This is a genomic window from Flavobacterium sp. SORGH_AS_0622, assembly GCF_030818825.1.
Lineage (GTDB): Bacteria > Bacteroidota > Bacteroidia > Flavobacteriales > Flavobacteriaceae > Flavobacterium.
Window position 1 is genome coordinate 1,367,320 of record NZ_JAUTAX010000001.1, and the last position, 21,670, is coordinate 1,388,989.

The window sequence follows — 21,670 nt, forward strand, 5'->3', positions numbered from 1 at the left end:
TTCAAAAAATTGAGGCGCTGGTTTAGTATATCAGGTTTTTAAAATTTGACTGTTAAATTTGCCAATATACTGGTTGGTGCCTGCGATGAACCCCAGAAATCCCAGTATTTTTTATTGGTTAAATTATTAAACTTTAAACCTAATCTCCATGACGGTTTTTCGTAATATACTGTTGCATTGTAAACAGTATAAGATGGCATATAAAACGTGTTTTCGGCTGTAAAATAATTTTTGTCAACATAGTTAGCACCCGCACCAAGTCCTAAACCTTTTAATTTATTTTGAAAAGTATAAGTTGTCCAAAAGTTAACTACATTTTCTGGAGAAGATGTTGCTTTATTTCCTTCAATTGCGGCAACAGAAGCTTTTACAATTCGGTTATCATTGTAAGCATAACCCGAAACAATACTTAATCCATTAAATGGAGTAGCCATTAATTCAAAATCTACACCTTTACTAACTTGCTTACCATCTTGTACAGTAAAACCGGCAGCATCAGTTCTTGTAGCATTATCAATCGTAATGTTGTAATAGCTTACAGATCCGCTTAATTTTTTGTTGAATGCATCAGCCTTAATTCCTCCTTCATACTGAACCGCATAAATCGGATCTAAAACTAATTGTGTAGCATCTGGCTGGGTGACCGGCTGCATGTTTTGGAAACCGTTCATATAATTTCCAAATACAGAAACTTGATCTTTTACAACTTCATACACTAATCCTAATTTTGGAGAAAGAGCAGTCTGGCTGTAACCCTCTACAGTTCCTACTTTCGCACGTTCAAAATTATCCAAACGTAAGCTCAACATTACAGAAAGTTTGTCTGTAAAATTTACTACATCGCAGGCATAAACACTAAAAGTTTTTTGATCTGCAACTGGTGACGTTGTTAATACAAGGCCTGCATCTACTGCTTTTCTTCTAATTGGTGAGAAAGGAGCTGTTACATCTATATTGTCAAGCGTAAAAGTAGATCCACCTGAGAAATTAGAGCTGTAAAGGCGGTAGTTTACACCAGTTAAGAATTTATGTTTGATACTTCCTGTAGAAAATTTTCCGTTGATATTTTCTTGAATGTTGGTATAGTTATTAAAAATTGGTCCCCACAAACCAACTCTTCTTGCTGTTTGTGTTGGAGAACTCCAAACAGCATAACTCTGATAACTGCGCTCCACATCTTCTCCTACAAATGAAAAAACCGTTGTAGATTTCCAGTTCTCTGATATTTCATATTCGGCCTGAGCGAAAAATTTGGTTGCAGTTGATTTCGCATCGTTATCATCATGAAACATCGATTTTTTATAATCGATTTTCAAATCGTTCGGATTGGTAATTCCAGAAGTTGCAGCATACGTATTGTAAGTACGTCTTGTATTGTTAACGTTATAAAGTTCTGCATCAAAGTTAAAAGTCAGTTTGTCAGAAGCTTTATAAGTAAGAGTCGGTGCAAAAAGGAGAGTATTGTTAAAACCATAATCCAGAAAACTCTTCTCTCTATTTACAGCAAGATTAATTCTGAATAGAACTGTTTTATCTTGATTTAGCGGCGTATTCACATCTGCTGTAAGACGGTTTAAATTGAAACTTCCTGTTGTGTAAGATACTTCGGCAGCTGTAGTTTCAAACGGTTTTTTTGTAACCAGATTTACAACCCCTCCAAATGAAGAAACAGATGAACCAAATAAAGTTCCAGAAGGCCCTTTCATGATTTCGATACGCTCTACGTTACCAAGATCAACAGAAGAACGGCCGGAAGCTGTTTCCATTCCGTTTCTTGCATTAACTCCTGTAGAAAAACCTCTAAAAATTACCCCAACGCCTCCAGAAGGAAAGCTGATAGAAACAACACCAGGCGAATTTTGAACTGCGCTTTTAATATCTACAGCAATTTGTTCCTGTAAAAGTTCTTTCTGAATAACACTGTAAACCTGTGGGTTCTCAAGATTTGTCAATGGCATTCTGGCAACATAATCTGTTTTTTTAGATAAAATGCTTTTTTTACTATTTACCACAACTTCTTTAAGTTCTTTATTTGAAACTTTTAACTGCAAATCCACAGTTGCGGTTTCACTTTCTGAAACGATTACTTCTCTTTCTGAAGTTTCATAACCTGTTAAGGACACTTGTAAAATATAGCTGCCTGGCTTTACTCTGTTGAATTCAAAGTTTCCATTTTCATCAGAAACGGTCCAGTATTTTGAGTTTTTTAAGATGATATTGACTCCCGCTGCCTGTTCACCATCTGAAGTTGTGATGGTGCCTTTAACTTTTCCATTTTGCTGGGCAGACATGATAAAGAATGAAAAGACAAAACTAATTGCCAATAGAAAACGTGATGTCTTCGGATTAAAATATTTCATTGGTTTTTAAAATTGGTTTGTAATTAAATTTTATTTAGAATAAATAAAAACAGTGCAAATGTAGAGATTATTGTTTTTTTAACAAATAATATTGAAGTTCATTTTAGTTTTTTAATGCAATAAGTTTTAAAGCGAAGAAAAGTCTTTAATTTTTTTAAAATAAAAGCTGAAAATTGTATGTATTTATTAAAGCTAAAACAACCAATAATTTGTTTGAAAAGCCTTAATTTTGCAGTCTGAAAAATGACTTCATGATTTTATCTTTCTTCAAAAAAATTCAAAATACACCAAGAGGATACCGTATAGCTAATACTGTTTTCTTTTTTCTTTCTGGTTTTGGATATTCTTCTTGGGTCTCAAGAATTCCACACATACAAGCACAATTGCATTTATCTGAAGCACAATTTGGAGCAGTTTTATTTGCTTTTCCGATTGGTTTAATGCTGACGATGCCATTTACAGGAAAACTTTTAAATAAATACAGCAGCCGTTACATTATGCTTTTAGGAGCTATCATGTTCAATATTGTATTGTCTTTACCAGGTTTAGTTGCATTTGTATGGCAGCTGGTTATAGTGCTTTTGATTTTTGGAGCTTCGCGTAATATCTTCAATTTATCGATTAATGCGCAATCGCTTGAAGTACAGAAATTATATCCAAAATCTATTATTACTCGTTTTCATGCGGTTTGGAGTATTGCCGTTTTTTCTGGAGCTGGTTTAGGATATGTAATGGTGACACAGAAAATTGCGCCATCGCATCATTTATTAGGAGTGAGTGTTTTCATGCTGGCGCTGACGGCTTGTTTTTATCCAATGAGTATTCATAATGAACCCGTACCAGTTAAAAAGAAGTTCTTTTCTATGCCCGAAAAAAACTTAATTAAATTCGCCTTAATTTGTTTTGTTTCCATGGCTTGCGAAAATACGATGTACGATTGGAGCGGAATTTACTTCGAAAACATCTTAAAAGCTTCTCCAAAATTAACCAGTGCAGCATTTGTATTTTTCGCATCTGCAGTAACCTTAGGACGTATATTTGGTGATTATGGGGTAATGAAATTTGGAACTAAAAAAATCCTCATGTACAGCGGTATATTAATTACAATAGGTTTCGGAATCTGTTTTGTCCTTCCGTATGCATATCCAACTATTTTTGGCTACGTTTTAATCGGATTTGGGGTTTCCTGCGTTGTTCCGTTAGTATTTAGTATTGCAGGAAGATCATCTAAATTAAGCAGTGGTTCTGCCTTAACTTCTATATCTACAATTGGTTATCTTGGTTTTTTATTGGTTCCGCCAATGGTTGGTTTTATCTCTGAATATCTAAGTATGAAATGGGCGTTTTTGATTATGGCGCTTTTAGGTATTTTGATGATTTTTATGGTGAATAAAATTGGGGAGAATGAGTAGGTTTTTTTAAGGTGCTAAGGTACTGAGGTACTGAGGTTCTAAGTTTTCAGCGTTTCTTCATAACGAATCTTTCGGTATTGGGTTTGCCGTTTTTTAGCCCTGAAATTTCTGCAATTAATGAATCTTTTTCTACGAGATTATAAATAATTTTATTAGGAAAATCATGTTTAGGGTTTTCAAAAGTTATTTGATTTTCTGTTGCTGAGGTCATTTCGAAACTTACCGGTAATTCCTTATTTTGTCCAGGAACCGTTACAATATAAGCCAGTTTACCATTCGCTTCTACTAAACGAACATGCTCTGCAAAAACAGTGTCGTTTTGCCCCACCACAAAATAAGATTCGCCTAGATAAACTGAATCATTTTCTTTTTTCCAGCGTTCGGTAAGTTCACCTTCAGCCGATTTATTTCCCCATTCTCCAATAAACCATTCTGCTTTTGCAAGTTTAGGGTAGGTTTTTATAGGAGCTTCTGTTTTGGTTTCTTTTTTGCAGGAAGAGAAAATTCCTAAAACTACTATTAATGGAAATAAAATGCTGTTTAGTTTCATGATACATTATGATTTTTGTTTTAATCAATCAAATTAATATTTTGGATTTAAACGTTTTTACTTCTAAAATTCTAATAAGTCAGTGCGTAAAATTACTTCTTCGTCATAACAAACTTCTCAGAACTAGGCTTCCCATTCAATTTTCCAGAAATCTCAGCTGTTAAAGTATTATTTGGGCCTTTTGTATAAGTGATTTTTTGAGGATAATCGTGTTTCGGATTTTCGAAAACCAATTGTTTTTCTGACTCTGAAGTAGAAGGGAAGAAAACAGGCTGATCGTTATTGTTGTCCTTTTACGGTTGCTTTATACGTTAAAGTTTCTCCTAATTGCGCTAAAACAATAGTTTCAAAATGTAGAGTATCTTTTCCTTTTATGAAATAAGAAGATGCGCTGAAAGTACTGTCGTTTAATTTTTGCCAATTTTCAGATAATACACCGTCAGGAGTTGTGTTTTCCCAATTTCCAATTAACCAATCTGCTATTTTGATTTTGTCTTTCTCAACGGTTTCTTTTTTCTGGCAGGAAACAAAAGCTATTATAAGTGTAATAAGAGTAATTTTCTGAAACATAATTTATAAGGTTTTGATTGTACTAAAGTATGAAAAATTTTGTTGCCACGAATTACACTAATTTTCACGAATTATTTTTGAAATTGGAATTGTTTACTTTGCCACAGATTAAAAGGATTGAAATGATTTTTCTCCCGCATAATTAAAGCGGATTTTAAAGCTGCCACGAATTACACTAATTTTCACGAATTATTTTTAAAATTGGAATTGTTTACTTTGCCACAGATTAAAAGGATTAAAAGTGATTTTTCTCCAGCATATTTTTTGAATTATTAAATCTGTTATTATCAGATTAAATCTGCGTGAAAAAAAAATTAGTGAAAATTAGTGTAATTCGCGGCAAAAAGCACAGTTCAAAAAAAAAATCGTTTTAATCCTTTTAATCTGTGGCTAAAAAAAAATTAAACGCTTTCCTCTAAAATCGAATAAACCAACTCTTTCGTAGGCTTTTGATCTTTTAGTTTAGCTCGAACTTCATCAAAAGTTACTTTAAAATCGCAGCCTGATTTGTATGCTGCGCATCCGTAAGCGGTTTTTCCTTTTAAGATTGTTCCTTTTTTACATTTCGGACATATTAGAGAATCCGATGTTGGAGTGGCTGCAGTCTTTGGAGCTGTTTTTTTAGGTTCTAATTTCAGTTTGTAATTTTCTTCAAAACGAATTAAACCTTCAACCGTTCCAGCCTCGGTTTTAAAGCCTTTTATATTTACAGTTGAACCTTTCTGAATCAATCGTAAATACTGACTTTCTGTTATTTTTTTATCGGCAAAAACATACGGCAATACAAAATCACAGCCCGATTTATATTCGCTGCATCCAAAAGCCGATTTTCCTTTTATGAAATTTCCTTTTTGGCATTTCGGACAGGTTTCGGCTAAAATCCCTGCGGCTTTCTTTTTTTCTGCTTTTACAACTGGTTTTTGTACCGTTGCCGCATGAGAAATATTGGCATGTTTTGTTTCACTTCTTACTTCATAAACCAAAGCTTCAACCATGCGTTTCATGTTTTTTATAAACGCTGAGGCTGTAAAAGTTCCTTTCTCAATATCTTTCAACTGTTTTTCCCAAGAACCCGTAAGTTCAGCCGATTTGATCAATTCATTCTGAATTGTGTCAATCAACTGGATTCCAGTTACAGTCGGTAAAACTTGTTTTTTATTGCGGACAATGTATTGACGTTTAAAAAGCGTTTCGATAATATTCGCACGCGTTGACGGACGACCGATTCCGTTTTCTTTCATCAATTCGCGTAAATCTTCGTCATCGACTTGTTTTCCTGCGGTTTCCATGGCACGCAGTAAAGTTGCCTCGGTAAAATGATTAGGCGGTTTGGTTTCTTTTTGAAGGAAAGAAGGTTCGTGCGGGCCTTTTTCGCCCACAACAAAACTCGGCAGTAAATCGGGTTCTTTTTCTTTCGCATTCGGATCTTCAAAAACCACACGGAAACCTTTTTTCAAGATTTCTTTTCCAGTGGCTTTAAAAGTCACATCCGCAGCTTTTCCGATAACTGTGGTATTTGCAACTAAACAATCGTCATAAAAAACAGCAATAAAACGTTTGGTGATAATATCATAAACCTGCTGCTGATTATACGGCAGATTAATTTCAATTCCAGTTGGAATAATTGCGTGGTGATCGGTTACTTTTTTATCGTTAAAAACCTTTGGGGATTTTTTAATTTTCTTTCCTAAAAGCGGTTCTGTTAAAGGTGCGTAATGCGTTAGTTTTTGCAGAATACCAGGTACTTTCGGATAAATGTCGCCCGGAAGAAAAGTCGTATCAACCCTCGGATACGTTATGGCTTTCTGCTCGTACAAAGTCTGCGCAATTTTAAGCGTTTCCTCTGCCGAAAATCCAAATTTCTGATTGCAGTAAACTTGTAAACCAGTCAAGTCAAATAACTTTGGCGCATATTCGTTTCCGTTTTTTTTGTCAACAGAAACAATTTCAAAATCACTTTCTTTGACTTTTTCAGCCAGAACTTCACCGTCTTCTTTGTTTAGAAAACGACCCTCTTCATAACTGAAAAGTGTTTCTCTGTATAAAGTCTGTAATTCCCAATACGGCTGCGGTTTGAAGTTTTCGATTTCTTTAAATCTTTCCACAACCATTGCCAATGTTGGCGTTTGCACGCGCCCGATAGACAAAACTTGTTTGTAACCGCCGTGTTTTACGGTATACAAACGCGTGGCATTCATTCCCAGAAGCCAGTCGCCAATCGCTCTGGAGAATCCGGCATAAAATAAATTATCGTAGTTTTCAGAAGGTTTTAAGTTGTCGAAACCTTCTTTTATAGCTTCGGTTGTAAGTGACGAAATCCAAAGACGTTTTATTTCGCCTTTATAATTTGCTTCATTCATTACCCACCGCTGAATCAATTCTCCTTCCTGCCCGGCATCCCCGCAGTTGATAACCAATTCGGCTTTGTCGAAAAGACTTTTAATGATTTTAAACTGCTTTTGGATTCCCGAATTCTGAACCACTTTGGTTTCAAATTTTTCAGGAAGCATTGGTAGATTGTTTAAATCCCAGCTTTTCCAGTGTGGTTTGTAATCGTTGGGTTCTTTTAAGGTACATAAATGCCCAAAAGTGTAGGTTACGGCATAACCGTTTCCTTCATAATATCCGTCGTGTTTGGTATTGGCGCCCAAAACGGATGCGATTTCTCGTGCTACACTTGGTTTCTCAGCAATACAGACCTTCATTCTTTCTTTTCTTATTGAAGAGCGAAGTTAGGACTTTTTTTTGGTTTGCCCCAAAGGCGCGAAGGCACTAAGTTTTATGATTTATGTTTGTTTTCAAAGACTGCCAAAAAAAGGCAATTTAAAATTAGAAATTTTAAAAGTAGAAGAGGAGGTTTAATATCCGTTTACGTTTTAAGTCAGCAGCATCCTAAAAAGAGATTTCTTTTTGGGATGTTTTTTTATAATTTTTCCGATTCACAAAAATCAATTTTGAAATATTATTCAGCTTAATTATTTATCATCGGATTCAAATTCTCATCTTTATTGCGTAAATCCAAACCACCTTCGTAAACCGATTTAAGATTGATGAGATAAAAATGCCAGCCATTGGAACAGCCCAATCTTATATATTGTTTCGAAGAATCATCTGTTGGAATATTATGATGACGAAGTTCTACTATCGTGTAACCATTGCTTTCGCTCAATTTTACATCTACAAGACAAGTTCCTTCAAATGTAAACTGCAGTTGATCTTTTCCGTTTGCAGCAGTGATTTTTCCTTTCATTGCATCATCATATAAATACCAAAGCCATTCATAGGTATTGCCTTCAGAAACGTTTTGGTCTTTACTTATCAGCTCTTGATTACTATCAAAAAAAGACACTTTTTCGAGAAACCATTTTTCAAGTTCCTCAGCCTTTGTCCAGGCGTTATAAATATCACTGATTTTAGCTTTAACGGCTATTTTTTTGGTGAAAGAGGTCCAGTCGAAATTTTCCATGATTTAATTTTTAGTAATCAAACATTCAAAGCTACATTTTTTAATGTTGTTTGAAGCAACCTTTTTCTGGTTTTTTTTGAGATTAGTTTTATTTTTAAGATTGTACAAAGGTTATTTTTGAACTTGTAAAGTAGTTGTATTTTTCGAAATATAGAAAGTTTCTACTTCACTAGCCTAAAGTATTTATGATTCATCTACAATCCAAGAGGGATATTCGTCTACATACACCCATTTATTGTTTTCTTTTTTAATGAATATAAAACTTCTGCAAATCCTATTTTGACTGCAGTAGAAAGAAAATAAATAGCAGCCTTTAGTATTATTGTCATTTAAAACCAATCTATATAATTTGGAACCTCGAATACTGGATTGATCTTTAGAACTAAGGTTTTCTTTTTCATATTTATAATAAGAATGGTCTAACTCGCCTCTTGCAAATGTTTTGTTTTCACCTTTATAATGCACTTGCTTTTTAATCAGATCAATATATTCTTCACCAATAATCGTGTCCATTCTTGCCAATTCATTGTACTTGAAATCAGCAAGTAAGTATTGATAGTTTTGTTTCCAATCGGTTTCATTCTGTAAGTTGTTCGCAGCAGGTATATACTTATACGCAAATAAAGTATCGCTAACAAACACTTTAATTTTTTTTGTTTTTAGAACATTTGAAATAGAATCAGAAAAGTAATTCAAATGCTCTAAATCCTTTTTTTTTCTTCTTTTTTTTGTGAATCTTCCTCCATGGCAATTCCCATTTCGAGCCCAAAAGCAGCAAGTTTGTAACCTTTTCCATCTTTAATAAAACTAACCATTGAATTTGGATTAGTGTCCAGATATTGACTAAGCGTTTGCTTGATAATTTCTTTTTCAGCTTTAAAGTCAATGCCTTGCGAATACGAAAAGTTGAAAAGAAAAATAAAAAATAAAATGGGAAGTAGTTTCATTTAATTTTATTGACTGGTTAGTAATCTATAAAACTTAGCAATTGATTTTGATTGCGTTCACGAGCGGGACGCTCGCACCCGTAGTGGGAAATTATTAGATTTATTTTTAAAAAGCCTAATATTATTGAAGTGTATCAATAACAATTCCATTGGCATAAACAATTTTGTTTTTAATTTGCCCATTTTTATCGTACCATTTAAAAATGCCATCTTCCTTGTCGTCTTTAAAAAATCCTTCAGCTTGAATATTGCCGTTTTCATAATATCGAGCAACTTTTCCGTTTTTTTTTCCTAAGATAAAATTTCCTTCAACATGCAATTTTCCGTTAGGGTACCATTGTTTGTTATAACCATCCATAAGATCGGATTTATAAAAGATTATATTTTTTTTCTGCCCACTTTGATACCACCATTCACTTTTTCCGTCGACTCTATTATTTAGCCAATTGGTTTTTGATTCTGGTTTACCATCTGGAAAAAATGATTCGTATAAGCCATTTTGGATTCCGTTTTTCCAATTGGAGATTTCTTTAATTTGGCCATTACTATGCCAACTCTTGTTTAGACCATCTATTTTGCCATTGACATAATCGGTTGAGTGAGACATTTGCCCATCTTCAAAGTACCAAAGCTTTGTGCCTGTTCCGTTTTTGAGATTTGTAGACCACTCAATTTGACCGTTTAGATAATATCTTGTCCAATCATCTTTGAATTTGTGATTTTCTATTATTCCTTTTTCAAAAACATTTCCATTCTGAAAATAAGAAATATAAGGTCCGTTGTATTTGTAGTATTGAGTATAAACGTTGGATTTAATGAATGTAAGATGTATCAGTTTCTCATTTTGATCGTACCAATAAATTGTATCTATATTTTTACCATTCTTCAGTTTTCCTTTTTCGTAAATCGATCCCGAAGAATAGAAAGAAGTATAGTTGCCGTCTTTAACTGTAGTTACATCTTTAAGCGGAACCCAAGATGCTTTGCCTGTTTTTGAATCAATCCAATATGCCCAATTTTCATTTCTTTTGTCTTTGTCATTTATATCGGCATTGCATCCATAGATTAAAATTAAAATTGAAGTAAAAAATAGTAGTCTTGTTTGCATGAAATTATAGGTTGTGAAAATGATATTTGGCTGAGTCTAAAAAATATATACAAAAACAAATATAAGGTATTTCTTCTACGATTGTAGATTTATAAAAGTTTGTAGATTTTTGATAAAATAATCGGTTGTATACACTCGATTGTTTACGATCACGTAATAATAATCTATTCTTTCTAATTTCGTTTCAAAGAAAAACAAAAAAAACAACTAAAAATCATGGAAGCGCAAAACAAAGAAAGAGCCGAAGAATTATTAGAATTAATAAATAAAGGAAGATATTTCGTCAAACTAAAACCAGAGCCTAAAGAAAACAATTCGTTTACGATACCGCTAAAAGTATCTTCTTATAACGAATTAAATCTAATGGTTTCAGATTTGCTAAAAGCCAGTATTATTTTGCTTAATCCAGAAGCAAAAACTTTGTCGAGTTTTACAAAAGACAATGATATTAATGTAATGACTCTTCTTGAAATTGCTTTGCAGCTATTTCCAGACGAAGAAATGGAGTTGTTGGATGAGGTTTATAAGGTTGGGGTTTGATTGGTATAAAAAGCGCAAGAGTTTTTTAGACTTTTGCGCATTTTTTTATTTTCCCATTAAAATAAAATCAAGTAGGTTCTCTATAAAAATTTTGAGCCAATTTTTCTTTTTAGGTTTAGGATCTGTCATTTTTAGAAAATTGTTATTACTTAATTTTGATTTTGCTTTGATGATGCGAATTTGTAGTATTTATTATCAATTTACAATGGTTTTACAACGCCATTTTTTGCTATAATAACATAACTCTTTCCAAACATTTCCGTTCCTTGATTGTTTCTAGGTTTTGACGTAGCAAAAATTGAAACCGTAATAAACATATCAAAAGCGGATTTATTACCATGATTATGTTGTTGAGAAATTTCACTTGAAAAACTATAGTTTTGGCTTGCATTTGGTGCAGTAACTTTTACTTTTTTGAAAATAAAATTTGATGAATCTTTTGATATAACAGTATAATCAACTAGAAGAATATCCTTTATTTGCTCAAAGTGCAAAGTGTCGGTATATTTTATTTCTTTAGCATTTTTCCATTCTTCTTTTAATTTTTGTGGCAACTCCCATTCTCTTGAGGCAAGTTCTGAAGAGTTCTGGTTATCGGAAATATCAATTACACTTACACTTTTGTTTTGTGTAGATAGTGTATAAATTGTTTTTTCTTCTGAAGATTGTTTACAACTAATTGCAAAAGTTAAAACTAAAACGGATAAAATCAAAGTGTTTGTTTTCATAGAATTTGGATTTAAAGTTGTTTTATTAGCTTATTATATTTCTTAGATAATACAAAAACGAATATTGTAACGGTCGCGAAGTCGGAGACATTCGCGCAGTGGTTACTAGGAAACTTTACGGAGCTGGGATTTTATTATCTATTTCTGATATATTTAATTTTTTAGATATTTTAAGCCAGCTAGAAATCATATGAAACAAAAAATAAGCATTTATTAATTGCAGTAACCTAATTATCTGTGAAAGCTTAGATAAAGGTTTTATAAAACCAAAAACGAAACCTGTAACTGAATCCAACCATATGTCATTATAGGGTATAAATTGTTTTGGATTTTGAATTTTGGTATTCAACAAATTGATTTCTTTTATATATTGATCTATTCCATCAATTAAATTTCCTGTTCCTAATTTTAAAGTGATGATTTTTTTATCGATTTTGAATATATCAACTTCTTTTTCCAAATTCCCTCTATCATTTGGTCTTCCAATAGGTCCTTGGTTAGGTGTGGCAGCTCCTTTTTCTGAAATTGATTTTACAACAAAAGTGTAATCACTTATTTTCTGCTTCTTGTTTTCAAGTAAAAGGTTAAGCTTTCTATTATAAAGTTTGAATTTTAGTTCTGAAATAAAGACAGAATCTTTGTATTTTTTAAGTTCGTCTTTGTAGCTATGGATATTTTTGTGTAAATATTCATTATTGAAACTATAGTTTTCCTTATTATAAGAATAGTTTAGATAATGAAAATAAGGAAGGAGCCCAATCAATAAAAATGTAAGAATGAAAAAAGTAGACATATTGCTATATCTTCCTCTTGTCAAAATAAATAAGAAAAACAGCAATCCTGCAATAGCTATTAAATAAATAATTTCACCATATCTTATTGGAAATTGTCCACCGAAAATATATTTTAAGAGAAGAATTAATAAAGTTGTTATTATTAAAAAATTAGCTTCTCTTCTTTTCCTATCGTATTTAGTCATATTGTAAATTTTTATTTCGACCCTCGATTGTTTCTAATATTTATTACAAAAAGTTTGCAATTAAATGGAATCTTATTTTCTGATTCTCCACAACTTCCATCTAATATCTGTTAGCGCAGATTTGTAATCTTTGCTAACAAAGATTTGTCTGGTTTGTATTTGAATTACAAAGTTTCATACTTTTGCAGGCATGCATTGTAAATCCGCGCTATCTGATAAAAACACTTCGTAGACTTATGATTTTTTTGCTTTGATTTCAATAGCTTCAAAAATTTTATTTATTAACATTACACTTATATCTGAAGTTGGGTGACCAGGTATTGGGCTTTCAATTTTCTTTTCTTTGGAAAATATAGCTTTATGCGTTTCATATGAAAATGCATCTCTAGTTAATTCTGTACGAACCTCTGTTTCAAACTTGTTTTTAGAATTATTGGCAGCAATTCTTATTCGATGAAAACCAATTAGATAATGTTCATGCTTTGAAATTTCTTTTTGATGAAACCTGTAAAAAGACGTTACTATACTAAAAATTAATATAAATATTCCGTAAATTATATAGCTGTCAAATCCCTTTTTTGATAATTCAATTTTTTCTTTTAATTCTTTAATCGATTCATTTGTTTGATCAAGCTTTAAATATGCCATTTTTTTAATTTCATCTAATGTATCTTGTTTTGTTCTCATTTTTTCATTTTTGTAGCCATATATATCTTTGAGTTTTTCATTGGTAAAATAATATTTTGAATAAAGGTCAGTAAGATATTTTGACTGTGCCGTTTCGTAATAAATTTTTGCTGCTTCAGAGGCTATAAATAACGTGGAAAGAATAATTATAATTGCTAAAAATTTACTTGCTTGTAATCTATGAGTGCTAATTTTATCGTTGCAAACATCTATAGCTTCATTTGTTGAGTTTTTTTCTTTTTCCATAATTAATCTTATCTTATTACTATAAATATATTTTACACTTCATATTCAATATTGTCAATGTAATAATTTAAAACATTAGTAACATAATATCTAGTTATTTTAATTCTTCCTGTTTCATCTATTTTTCTTGAAAAATTAAGTTTTACCTTTAGACGCACTTTATTTGTATGCTTTATATCTCCATGAAATACGTGCTGTTTAAAGTTTTCATCTTGCATTTCAAAATCAATAATTTGGCTATTTAAAAAACCTTTCCATTTAAATTTTCCTTGTTTTAATGCTGAGGAGATTAGATCAATTATTTCAGTTTGATCTACAATGTCAGGAATATTTTCATCAAAAAGGATGAATTGTTCAAAATCACCCAATCTTAAAGTTTTGATTTCTGATGAAGGATGATAATTCAAAAGTTTATTTACTGTTATTTTGTTAATTCTTTTATATTGAGTTATTTTTTTGAAGAAATTTGAACGTCGCCAAAATATCTTATAGTTTTTAATTAAAAAATCAGTAATTTTTTTTAGTAGATTTTCATCGATTTTGTCAACGTTTTTAATACCTAATTTTTTTAATTCTTCTCTTTTAAGTTGATTATCTAATTCAAGATTTTCGATTTGAAGTTTAGTAAGTTTTCTATTTTGAACAGGTATTCTCGATAATATTAAGGTAATGATAGAAACAATCAATGTAATTGTCTCTTTATTTGTACCAATAAATTCCCATATTTCTATAAAACCGCCATTTTGAGGTGGCTTTGCTTCAATTGCTATTTTGATATCAAGATCATTAATTATTTCTTCAAACAGCAATAGCAATTCCTTTTCACATTCATTTCGAATAATTGCATCGAAACCGTGAGAATTATCTGAAAAGTAATAATGTAGTTCAAATTGATTGTAAAATTCATTCATATCTCTAACTTATTAAAGTTATTCAAATTCTATCTGAGAATAAATAAAATAAAGATTCAAACATATAATTTTTATAATTACTAACCTTACGGAAAACCGTAAATTTTACTTACAATATTATTTGATAGTGGTAAATCTTGTTTTATTTTTATTCTGAAGTTTTTAATCAAAAATCGTATAAAAATTAAATCCATAACCACGTATAAACCCCCAATTTTAGGAAACAAAAAATTATCAAAATCTCCCTCAAAAAACACAAAAAATCAATTCTAGAATTTTCGATAAAAATTTTGTAATTTTGCAGTCCAAATAAAGGAAAAGAAAATGTTAGATAGACTTCAATATGTAAAGCAGCGTTTTGATGAGATTTCGGATTTGATTATTCAGCCGGATGTTATTTCTGATCAAAAACGTTATAAGCAGCTTAACCAAGAATATAAGGGTATTAAAGCGCTTGTTGAAAAGAGAGAAGAGTACATCATAGTTTTAGCAAACATCGAGGAAGCAAACGAAATTATTGCGGACGGAAGCGATGCTGAAATGGTGGAAATGGCCAAAATGCAATTGGATGAAGCAAAAGAACGTCTGCCAGAATTGGAGGAGGAAATCAAATTTATGCTTATTCCTAAAGATCCTGAAGATGCTAAAAACGTTATGGTGGAGATCCGCGCCGGAACGGGTGGGGACGAAGCGAGTATTTTTGCTGGGGATTTGTTTAGAATGTATACTAAATATTGTGAAGCACAAGGATGGAGAACATCTGTTGTGGATATGAACGAAGGTACTTCTGGAGGTTTCAAAGAGGTTATTTTTGAGGTTTCGGGAGAGGATGTTTACGGTACTTTGAAGTTTGAAGCCGGTGTTCACCGTGTACAGCGTGTACCGCAGACAGAAACACAGGGTCGTGTGCATACATCTGCGGCTACTGTTATGGTTTTACCAGAAGCAGAAGAGTTTGATGTACAGATCGATATGAACGATGTTCGTGTAGATTTCTTCTGTTCGTCTGGACCTGGAGGACAATCGGTAAATACTACGAAATCGGCTGTACGTTTAACGCACATTCCAACCGGATTGGTGGCGCAATGTCAGGATCAGAAATCGCAGCATAAAAATAAAGATAAAGCGTTAACGGTTTTACGTTCTCGTTTGTACGAAATGGAATTGGCGAAAAAAGAAGCTGAAGATGCTACAAAACGTACTTCTCAGGTAAGTTCTGGTGACCGTTCTGCTAAAATTCGTACCTATAACTATGCTCAAGGTCGTGTAACCGATCACAGAGTTGGTTTGACACTTTACGATTTAGGAAACATCATGAATGGTGATATTCAGAAAATTGTTGCCGAGCTTCAATTGGTTAACAATATGGAGAAATTGAAAGAGGCTTCGGAGGTATTTTAATTTTTGAAGGTTCTGAGGTTCTGAGGGGCTAAGGTTCTGAGGTTTTTTTTCTTCAGGTTCAAAGTTGCAGAGGTACAAAGGTTCAGAGGTTTTTTCTTGAACTTATATATAAAATTTAAGCCGAACTTTGTTCGGCTTTTTTTATTTTGAAGTTAATAAATTTAAAATTTATTAAACTTCAATTTTTTTGTTTTGAATATTGTCAACGCTTTTTTCGTTGGCTCATTCTATAAAGTAAAAGAGACTGCTTACTAATGTAAACAGTCTCTTTTGTTAAGGTTGAGATTTAAATTCCTATTGTTATAAAAAGACTTTACAAAATTTCGATTTATCGAAAATAAAAAACCTTTTAACTTAGAATCTTAGCACCTCAGAACCTCTAAAAATATAGTGAAGGTCTTATCTTCATCAACCGCTTTCCCCAATAAGCGTATGATGAAAGTTAGATACCTAGAAATACTCTCGTATATTCAAAACATTTATATAGATTAGAGTAAACGTATACACCATTTTTTAATACTATTTCGCTTAACTTTTCCATAATATAAAATTTAAGTTTGACAATTACTCTCTGGATGGTTCATATTGTGATGATTCTTCTTCTGAAGTTTCACTTGAAAATTCGTCTGATTCGTGATCGTGATGTGGTTTAGAAACCAGATTGGTTACGATAAGCTGTACAAGTGATCCCAATACTCCTTTGAACATTGAATCGCCTTTTCCGACGATGAATCTTTTTGCCAGATATCCAATTCCAATACTAATTGCAGACTGTGCCATGTGACTTTTAAAACCAACTGTTTCGTTAATTTCTTCAACAGTATTTCTAATTAAATTTATTGGTTTCAAATTCTCTTTGACATCCTCGATATGATCTTTGATGGCGCACCATTCTGAATCTTGACGGACTTCTAATTCTTGAATTTTTTGATTTAATTGATCAATAGTGTATATAGCCTCCATAGATTAGTCTTTTATAATTATTAATTAATTAAATCTTAATTCTTTGTTTCTTTTAAAATACTTGAAATAATAGTATTTCCAATAGGTGTTTTTATCAATTTATGATGTGATTTTACAATAACAACAGCAACAATTAAGTAAAAAAGTGCCATGATAAAAAATCCATAATAATATTCTCCCAGCAGTTGTCCAACCCATAAACTAATCCCTATATTAAGGAACAAAGTAAAAAATGCAACAACAATCCCGATTGCTATCTTAGATGCTAGCGATGAAACACCGTCGGCAACTGAACATACTGTTTTTAGTTTTAATAATTCTAAACTTGTTTTAGCATAGTTTTCAGCTTTTTCATATAGATTTAAGTTCTCGTTTGTTGTTGCATTTGGTTCCATGATATAGGGTTTTATGGTTTGAAAAATTCACTTATTAATAGCTATTATATTAATAGTTTGTTTTTACAGTTTTAGCTTCATCTTTGATAGAATTGAAATCATCTTTCACTTGATTAAGTTTAGATTTTCCTTCTTCGATAATATCTTTACCGTTTGAAGTAATAGTACTTACAATACCATCAAATTTTGTTTTAAGGTTATCTCCGTAATCTTTCGATTTATCTTTGATTTTTTTTCTTGTATTTGAACCTTTATCTGGTGCAAACAATACTCCTATAAACGCTCCCGCCGCTGCGGCTCCTAAAATTCCTAAAATTGTGCTACTAGTTTTCATAATAATTGATTTAATGGATTAATATTTAAAATTTGTTGATTTAATATTTAATTTAAATTTCTCGACCTTTAATAAGTCTTAGCAGTACTGCGATAATGGCAATAACTAACAGAATGTGAATAATACTTCCGAAACTGTAAACAAAGAACCCTAAAGCCCAAAGAATTACCAGAATCACTGCGATTGTATATAATAAATTTGACATGGCTTTTTATTTTAGTGGTTTATAATTAGTCTCTTAATTTAACTTATACGAAAGGTATAATGTCAAATTGCTGTTTTTTGCATCTGGAATTGTGTAAGTGGTTCCTGCAACAGTTCTTTCTTTACCTACAGTTGTTAAACCATAATTGTAACGAACTCCAATGCTGATAGGATCAAAATCAACTCCAACACCTGCAGCAATACCTGCATCAAATTTGTTTAAATCATCTCTGTCAATTTCTTGGTCAAAATCAAAAGATCCGTCTCCTGTTACTTTAGAACTTACTAAGTAAGAAGCATAACCACCCGCATGTACATTAAAGTTTTTTGTAATATTTACTCTAACTAAAAGCGGAAGTTCAATATAATTTAATTTGAATTTTGTATTCCCGCTTGCAAAAGCATTGTTGTATTCAAATTCAGCACCTTTTGTAGTAAACAAAAGCTCTGGCTGAATCGCTACAAAATCTGAAATAGGAAGTGTAGCATAAACCCCGGCGTTAAAACCGTATAAAATATTATTGTCATCTACATCATCTCCACTGCCATAAAGGTTAGACATGTTGAATCCTCCTTTTACACCGAACTCGGTATTTACATTATTGTCTTGAGCGTGCAGCATTCCAAATGAAGCTGATAAAAAAAGTGTTAAGGCGCATAAAAAATTTGTTTGCATTTTCATAGTTAAAAAATTTAGTTAATTGATAGATAAATAGGCTCTTATACGTTTTGTATTGTTATTCTTTCGGTTTCCCTTAAGAGTTTATATTGTTCAGGTAAATACCTTGATACTAATTCTAGAATTTCTTTATCTTTTGTTTCTCTAGATATAGTTTCAAATAACTTAATCTGGCCGCTTAAAGCATCTTTCATTGCGCTTAAATAAACATCGTTAAATTCACTGCCATTTGCATCTATGAGGTTGTACAGGTCTCTTTTGTGTGTGGCATTAATTTCAGTAATAACAATGAGCTTTAATGTTGCCATTTTTGTTATTTCGCCCAGGATTTGATTTTCATGAATTTCTATTCTCTTACTCAATTCCTGAACTATGGTGTCTGAACTTTTTTGTTGTGCAATTTGACTTTTAGAAATAATTGACTTACTAGCATTCGCCGTTGAAATAAAGAAATAAGCTTCTGTTTCTTCTCTTTCTGTTATTGCTAAAGCTTGGTTCTTAAAAGTGTTTTCTATCGGATTTATTTTTCTGCAAGACGTGATGCATAATAATAGTACCAGTAAGAAAAACACTTTAAAAATTGAAGCTTTTAAGGGGGATTTTGCTTTCATTATCACTTCTTAAAGTATTACATTACAAAGATGCTAACGAATGAAACATTTTACTTTACAGCATAAAAAAGAAACTTTATATAATTCCCATAGTAGAATTATTTTTATAGTTTAACCTTTAAAATTCAGGTGATTAGTTAGGTTTGGTAGAACGCAAAAAAAAAGAAATCACAGAATTTTCTATAATTTCTTTTTTTATTTTAATTAAAACCGTTGATTTTTTTTCTTACAATTGTATAATTACACAGCCAGTTTTTGAGATTAGGTTTTTGCAGCTATTAATTGCCCTATATAATTGTATAGGAAAACTGAAAATTTTACATTTTTAGTCTGGAAGAAAAACAGTAAAAACAGATCCTTCGCCTATAGTGCTGTCGGCAATAATATGTCCTTTATGGTTCTCTACAATTTTTTTACAGATGGCTAACCCGATTCCGGTTCCAGGATAATCTGTTTTAGAATGCAGACGTTGAAAAAGAATAAAAATCGTTTCTTTAAACTGCGGATCAAATCCCATTCCGTTATCTGTAAAAGATATTTTATGAAATTTCTTTACAGATTGTTCCAGTATTTCAGGATAATCAGATGAGCTTACTTTTTCGCTTGAAATAGAAATTACAGGTTCAACATTTGGTCGGCTGTACTTTAATGAGTTTCCAATTAAATTAATAAACAATTGTTCAATTTGATAAGGAATTACAGCCAGCTTAGGAAGTTTATTACTTTGAATAACTGCTTTCTTTTCTTCAATAATTTCAGCCAATTCAGATTCGGCATTATCCAGCAGTTCATTCAAATTCATTTTAATAAACTCCTTTTTGGTTGTATTCGTTCTCGAAAATAAAAGAAGATCGTCAATTAAAACTCGCATTCTTTTTGCTGAGCTTTCGATTTTATAAATATAATTTTTAGCACTTTCAGACATTATATCCTTATCAGCATCAGAAACTCTAGAAATAAAAGTTTGGATTTTTCGAAGCGGTTCCTGTAAGTCGTGACTTGCCACATGATTAAAAGAAGCCAGTTCTTTATTACTTTTTTCTAATTCTTTATTTCGTTCCTGAAGTTCGATGTTTAATAAATGTTCATCAGTAATATCGAAATTAATTCCAAGTAAGATTTTACTTCCTTGCTGGTCAGTTACAATTTTACCAGTTGTCTTGAAGTAGCGAACCTCATAATCTGATCGAACAATTTTATAATACACAAACGGAAGCTGTTTTTTGTCAACAACTCCATCCATATATTTAGCAAATGTTTCTTTGTCGTCTGGATGAACAAATTTTAAAAGTGTTGCTTTATTTGGTACAAAAGATTTTGGTTCGAATCCTAACAAACGATATTGATTGTCTGAATAATCAATTTTATCGGCATCCAAATCCCATTGCCAAGTACTGAAATTACCAATGCTTTCAGATTCTGCAATCAGTCCATTTGAGATAAGAAGTCTTTTGTTGAAAATCTTTAGGCGTTGAAAATCTCGGCTGATTTGTCGGTAAGCAAGTAAAATGAAACTCAATGCAGCTAAAAATAAGGAAATCGAAAAAAGAGGACTTAATGAAATTTCTGAATCGTAAATTTTAAGTCTTTTTTTTAGAAAAGTCTTTTCGATATCATTCATTTCATCTACTTTAAAACGAATGTTTTCCATCAAGATTCTTCCGCCAAACATATGATTGTCTAATTTTCTTTTATCATATGTTTTAGGATCGCTGTATTTTAAACAGTTTTCAAAAGAAACAAATCGCTGGGTAATGAGTTTAAAAAGTTTTTGAAGATTGCGCTGTTGCTGCGGATTATCGGCAGTTAGTTTTTTTAAAGTGATAAAAGAAGTATTCACTTTATCGCGCGAATAAATGTAAGGGGTTAAAAAACGGGCATTGCGAGTGATGATATACCCTCGCTGGCCCGTTTCTGCATCTTTAATAGCCGACATTAAACGCTCTAGCTGGATGTTAATTTCGTAAGTATGCATAACCAATTTACTTGATTCGTTCAAGTCTTGATTATGTTTGTAAGCAATTGAAGAAAGAAATAACAGGATGAAAACTGCGATTACAAAAATAACTCTCAAAGAGTTTGAAGAATTAAAATTTGGTATCCACTTCATTATAGTATGCTCTTATTTTAGTCGCAGCAAGAAATTATCACGGTTTAAACCTGAAGTATGATAATGCCAGTTTACGGTCACGACTTCATTAATTATTTTTTTAAGCGTATTGAAATCGCTCGGTTTTTTAATGTAAATATTTGCGCCTTGAATAAATGTATCTTCGATATCTTCTTCAGAAGAAGATGTTGAGTAAATAGCAATGATTATATCTTTTAGACGATCTGTTTTTTTGATTTCAATTAAACATTCTTTACCTGTTTTTTTCGGCATGTTCAAATCTAGAAACAAAATATCTGGAAGTTTATTGTCTGTGTTCATTAAATGATCCATCAGCTGCATTCCGTCATGAACGAAACTTACATTCGTTTGTATTTTGATTTCCTCAAAAGCATCTTTAAAAAAAAGACGGTCATCTTCATCATCATCAGCTAGTAAAATGTGTAATGCGTTTTTCTGCATTTGATCG

The 21,670-nt window shown here is 31.9% G+C and carries 24 protein-coding genes; 3 read left to right on the top strand and 21 right to left on the bottom strand.

What is annotated here, in order from left to right:
- Positions 1 to 38: 38 nt before the first annotated feature.
- Complete coding sequence (locus QE431_RS05935; protein ID WP_307293753.1) at positions 39 to 2,360, bottom strand: TonB-dependent receptor; 2,322 nt, start codon at positions 2,358 to 2,360, stop codon at positions 39 to 41.
- Positions 2,361 to 2,611: 251 nt separating this feature from the next.
- Here QE431_RS05935 and QE431_RS05940 point away from each other — a divergent pair, with 251 nt between their 5' ends.
- Positions 2,612 to 3,772, top strand: coding sequence for an MFS transporter (locus QE431_RS05940; protein WP_057119023.1), 1,161 nt, complete (start codon positions 2,612 to 2,614; stop codon positions 3,770 to 3,772).
- 46 nt (positions 3,773 to 3,818) lie between these two features.
- On the opposite strand, the gene QE431_RS05945 is transcribed toward QE431_RS05940, so the two are convergent.
- The 8 genes from QE431_RS05945 to QE431_RS05980 all read right to left on the bottom strand — a co-directional run bounded on the left by QE431_RS05945 (position 3,819) and on the right by QE431_RS05980 (position 10,413).
- Positions 3,819 to 4,322, bottom strand: a complete 504-nt coding sequence (locus tag QE431_RS05945; protein WP_134140743.1) for a DUF6265 family protein — start codon at positions 4,320 to 4,322, stop codon at positions 3,819 to 3,821.
- Positions 4,323 to 4,414: 92 nt separating this feature from the next.
- Positions 4,415 to 4,555 carry a hypothetical protein gene (locus QE431_RS05950; RefSeq protein WP_307293758.1) on the bottom strand — a complete coding sequence of 47 codons (141 nt, stop codon included), beginning with the start codon at positions 4,553 to 4,555 and terminating at the stop codon, positions 4,415 to 4,417.
- Between the two features lie 46 nt (positions 4,556 to 4,601).
- The gene (locus QE431_RS05955; protein WP_307293760.1) at positions 4,602 to 4,892 is read right to left on the bottom strand and encodes a DUF6265 family protein; all 291 of its coding nucleotides are present in this window, start codon (positions 4,890 to 4,892) and stop codon (positions 4,602 to 4,604) included.
- Positions 4,893 to 5,293: 401 nt separating this feature from the next.
- Positions 5,294 to 7,597, bottom strand: a complete 2,304-nt coding sequence (locus QE431_RS05960) for a type IA DNA topoisomerase (protein ID WP_281867845.1) — start codon at positions 7,595 to 7,597, stop codon at positions 5,294 to 5,296.
- Between the two features lie 266 nt (positions 7,598 to 7,863).
- Positions 7,864 to 8,358: an SRPBCC domain-containing protein gene (locus QE431_RS05965; protein WP_307293767.1), complete on the bottom strand. Its 495-nt coding sequence runs from the start codon at positions 8,356 to 8,358 to the stop codon at positions 7,864 to 7,866.
- Between the two features lie 183 nt (positions 8,359 to 8,541).
- On the bottom strand, positions 8,542 to 9,000 hold the full coding sequence (locus QE431_RS05970; RefSeq protein ID WP_307293769.1) for a hypothetical protein: 459 nt from the start codon (positions 8,998 to 9,000) through the stop codon (positions 8,542 to 8,544).
- 59 nt (positions 9,001 to 9,059) lie between these two features.
- Positions 9,060 to 9,305, bottom strand: a complete 246-nt coding sequence (locus tag QE431_RS05975; protein WP_307293771.1) for a hypothetical protein — start codon at positions 9,303 to 9,305, stop codon at positions 9,060 to 9,062.
- A gap of 121 nt (positions 9,306 to 9,426) precedes the next feature.
- Positions 9,427 to 10,413: a toxin-antitoxin system YwqK family antitoxin gene (locus tag QE431_RS05980; RefSeq protein ID WP_307293773.1), complete on the bottom strand. Its 987-nt coding sequence runs from the start codon at positions 10,411 to 10,413 to the stop codon at positions 9,427 to 9,429.
- A gap of 216 nt (positions 10,414 to 10,629) precedes the next feature.
- Between QE431_RS05980 and QE431_RS05985 the strand changes: the two genes are divergently transcribed.
- Positions 10,630 to 10,953, top strand: a complete 324-nt coding sequence (locus QE431_RS05985) for a hypothetical protein (protein WP_307293775.1) — start codon at positions 10,630 to 10,632, stop codon at positions 10,951 to 10,953.
- Between the two features lie 200 nt (positions 10,954 to 11,153).
- Here the strand turns inward: QE431_RS05985 and QE431_RS05990 are convergent, their stop codons facing one another.
- The 4 genes from QE431_RS05990 to QE431_RS06005 form a co-directional block, all read right to left on the bottom strand.
- Positions 11,154 to 11,681 carry a hypothetical protein gene (locus tag QE431_RS05990; RefSeq protein ID WP_307293778.1) on the bottom strand — a complete coding sequence of 176 codons (528 nt, stop codon included), beginning with the start codon at positions 11,679 to 11,681 and terminating at the stop codon, positions 11,154 to 11,156.
- Positions 11,682 to 11,796: 115 nt separating this feature from the next.
- Positions 11,797 to 12,660 carry a hypothetical protein gene (locus tag QE431_RS05995; RefSeq protein ID WP_307293780.1) on the bottom strand — a complete coding sequence of 288 codons (864 nt, stop codon included), beginning with the start codon at positions 12,658 to 12,660 and terminating at the stop codon, positions 11,797 to 11,799.
- 234 nt (positions 12,661 to 12,894) lie between these two features.
- Entirely contained in the window at positions 12,895 to 13,593 is a 699-nt protein-coding gene (locus tag QE431_RS06000) for a hypothetical protein (protein WP_307293783.1), read from the bottom strand.
- A 32-nt stretch (positions 13,594 to 13,625) separates the two neighbouring features.
- On the bottom strand, positions 13,626 to 14,504 hold the full coding sequence (locus tag QE431_RS06005) for a hypothetical protein (protein WP_307293786.1): 879 nt from the start codon (positions 14,502 to 14,504) through the stop codon (positions 13,626 to 13,628).
- Between the two features lie 324 nt (positions 14,505 to 14,828).
- Between QE431_RS06005 and prfA the strand changes: the two genes are divergently transcribed.
- Complete coding sequence (prfA, locus tag QE431_RS06010) at positions 14,829 to 15,905, top strand: peptide chain release factor 1 (RefSeq protein WP_307293787.1); 1,077 nt, start codon at positions 14,829 to 14,831, stop codon at positions 15,903 to 15,905.
- A 564-nt stretch (positions 15,906 to 16,469) separates the two neighbouring features.
- On the opposite strand, the gene QE431_RS06015 is transcribed toward prfA, so the two are convergent.
- The 8 genes from QE431_RS06015 to QE431_RS06050 all read right to left on the bottom strand — a co-directional run bounded on the left by QE431_RS06015 (position 16,470) and on the right by QE431_RS06050 (position 21,663).
- Entirely contained in the window at positions 16,470 to 16,868 is a 399-nt protein-coding gene (locus QE431_RS06015) for a hypothetical protein (RefSeq protein WP_057118999.1), read from the bottom strand.
- Between the two features lie 35 nt (positions 16,869 to 16,903).
- Positions 16,904 to 17,263 (bottom strand): hypothetical protein, encoded by a 360-nt coding sequence (locus QE431_RS06020; protein WP_134140755.1) that lies wholly within the window; start codon positions 17,261 to 17,263, stop codon positions 16,904 to 16,906.
- Positions 17,264 to 17,312: 49 nt separating this feature from the next.
- Positions 17,313 to 17,597, bottom strand: a complete 285-nt coding sequence (locus QE431_RS06025; protein ID WP_057118996.1) for a YtxH domain-containing protein — start codon at positions 17,595 to 17,597, stop codon at positions 17,313 to 17,315.
- Positions 17,598 to 17,649: 52 nt separating this feature from the next.
- The gene (locus QE431_RS06030) at positions 17,650 to 17,802 is read right to left on the bottom strand and encodes a lmo0937 family membrane protein (protein ID WP_109192514.1); all 153 of its coding nucleotides are present in this window, start codon (positions 17,800 to 17,802) and stop codon (positions 17,650 to 17,652) included.
- A 33-nt stretch (positions 17,803 to 17,835) separates the two neighbouring features.
- Entirely contained in the window at positions 17,836 to 18,483 is a 648-nt protein-coding gene (locus QE431_RS06035) for a porin family protein (protein WP_057118993.1), read from the bottom strand.
- A gap of 38 nt (positions 18,484 to 18,521) precedes the next feature.
- Positions 18,522 to 19,091 carry a DUF4142 domain-containing protein gene (locus tag QE431_RS06040; protein WP_057118990.1) on the bottom strand — a complete coding sequence of 190 codons (570 nt, stop codon included), beginning with the start codon at positions 19,089 to 19,091 and terminating at the stop codon, positions 18,522 to 18,524.
- Between the two features lie 325 nt (positions 19,092 to 19,416).
- Entirely contained in the window at positions 19,417 to 21,201 is a 1,785-nt protein-coding gene (locus tag QE431_RS06045) for a CHASE3 domain-containing protein (RefSeq protein ID WP_057118988.1), read from the bottom strand.
- 12 nt (positions 21,202 to 21,213) lie between these two features.
- Positions 21,214 to 21,663 (bottom strand): response regulator, encoded by a 450-nt coding sequence (locus QE431_RS06050; RefSeq protein ID WP_057118985.1) that lies wholly within the window; start codon positions 21,661 to 21,663, stop codon positions 21,214 to 21,216.
- Positions 21,664 to 21,670 lie beyond the last annotated feature (7 nt).

Coding starts and splice junctions, on each gene's coding strand:
- QE431_RS05995 (WP_307293780.1), bottom strand. CDS start 12,660: ATGACTAAATACGATAGGAAAAGAAGAGAAGCTAATTTTTTAATAATA.
- QE431_RS05960 (WP_281867845.1), bottom strand. CDS start 7,597: ATGAAGGTCTGTATTGCTGAGAAACCAAGTGTAGCACGAGAAATCGCA.
- QE431_RS06025 (WP_057118996.1), bottom strand. CDS start 17,597: ATGAAAACTAGTAGCACAATTTTAGGAATTTTAGGAGCCGCAGCGGCG.
- QE431_RS05990 (WP_307293778.1), bottom strand. CDS start 11,681: ATGAAAACAAACACTTTGATTTTATCCGTTTTAGTTTTAACTTTTGCA.
- QE431_RS06005 (WP_307293786.1), bottom strand. CDS start 14,504: ATGAATGAATTTTACAATCAATTTGAACTACATTATTACTTTTCAGAT.
- QE431_RS05980 (WP_307293773.1), bottom strand. CDS start 10,413: ATGCAAACAAGACTACTATTTTTTACTTCAATTTTAATTTTAATCTAT.
- QE431_RS06045 (WP_057118988.1), bottom strand. CDS start 21,201: ATGAAGTGGATACCAAATTTTAATTCTTCAAACTCTTTGAGAGTTATT.
- QE431_RS05945 (WP_134140743.1), bottom strand. CDS start 4,322: ATGAAACTAAACAGCATTTTATTTCCATTAATAGTAGTTTTAGGAATT.
- QE431_RS06040 (WP_057118990.1), bottom strand. CDS start 19,091: ATGAAAGCAAAATCCCCCTTAAAAGCTTCAATTTTTAAAGTGTTTTTC.
- QE431_RS05975 (WP_307293771.1), bottom strand. CDS start 9,305: ATGAAACTACTTCCCATTTTATTTTTTATTTTTCTTTTCAACTTTTCG.
- QE431_RS05965 (WP_307293767.1), bottom strand. CDS start 8,358: ATGGAAAATTTCGACTGGACCTCTTTCACCAAAAAAATAGCCGTTAAA.
- QE431_RS06050 (WP_057118985.1), bottom strand. CDS start 21,663: ATGCAGAAAAACGCATTACACATTTTACTAGCTGATGATGATGAAGAT.
- QE431_RS05955 (WP_307293760.1), bottom strand. CDS start 4,892: ATGTTTCAGAAAATTACTCTTATTACACTTATAATAGCTTTTGTTTCC.
- QE431_RS06030 (WP_109192514.1), bottom strand. CDS start 17,802: ATGTCAAATTTATTATATACAATCGCAGTGATTCTGGTAATTCTTTGG.
- QE431_RS06015 (WP_057118999.1), bottom strand. CDS start 16,868: ATGGAGGCTATATACACTATTGATCAATTAAATCAAAAAATTCAAGAA.
- prfA (WP_307293787.1), top strand. CDS start 14,829: ATGTTAGATAGACTTCAATATGTAAAGCAGCGTTTTGATGAGATTTCG.
- QE431_RS06035 (WP_057118993.1), bottom strand. CDS start 18,483: ATGAAAATGCAAACAAATTTTTTATGCGCCTTAACACTTTTTTTATCA.
- QE431_RS05985 (WP_307293775.1), top strand. CDS start 10,630: ATGGAAGCGCAAAACAAAGAAAGAGCCGAAGAATTATTAGAATTAATA.
- QE431_RS06000 (WP_307293783.1), bottom strand. CDS start 13,593: ATGGAAAAAGAAAAAAACTCAACAAATGAAGCTATAGATGTTTGCAAC.
- QE431_RS06020 (WP_134140755.1), bottom strand. CDS start 17,263: ATGGAACCAAATGCAACAACAAACGAGAACTTAAATCTATATGAAAAA.
- QE431_RS05935 (WP_307293753.1), bottom strand. CDS start 2,360: ATGAAATATTTTAATCCGAAGACATCACGTTTTCTATTGGCAATTAGT.
- QE431_RS05940 (WP_057119023.1), top strand. CDS start 2,612: ATGATTTTATCTTTCTTCAAAAAAATTCAAAATACACCAAGAGGATAC.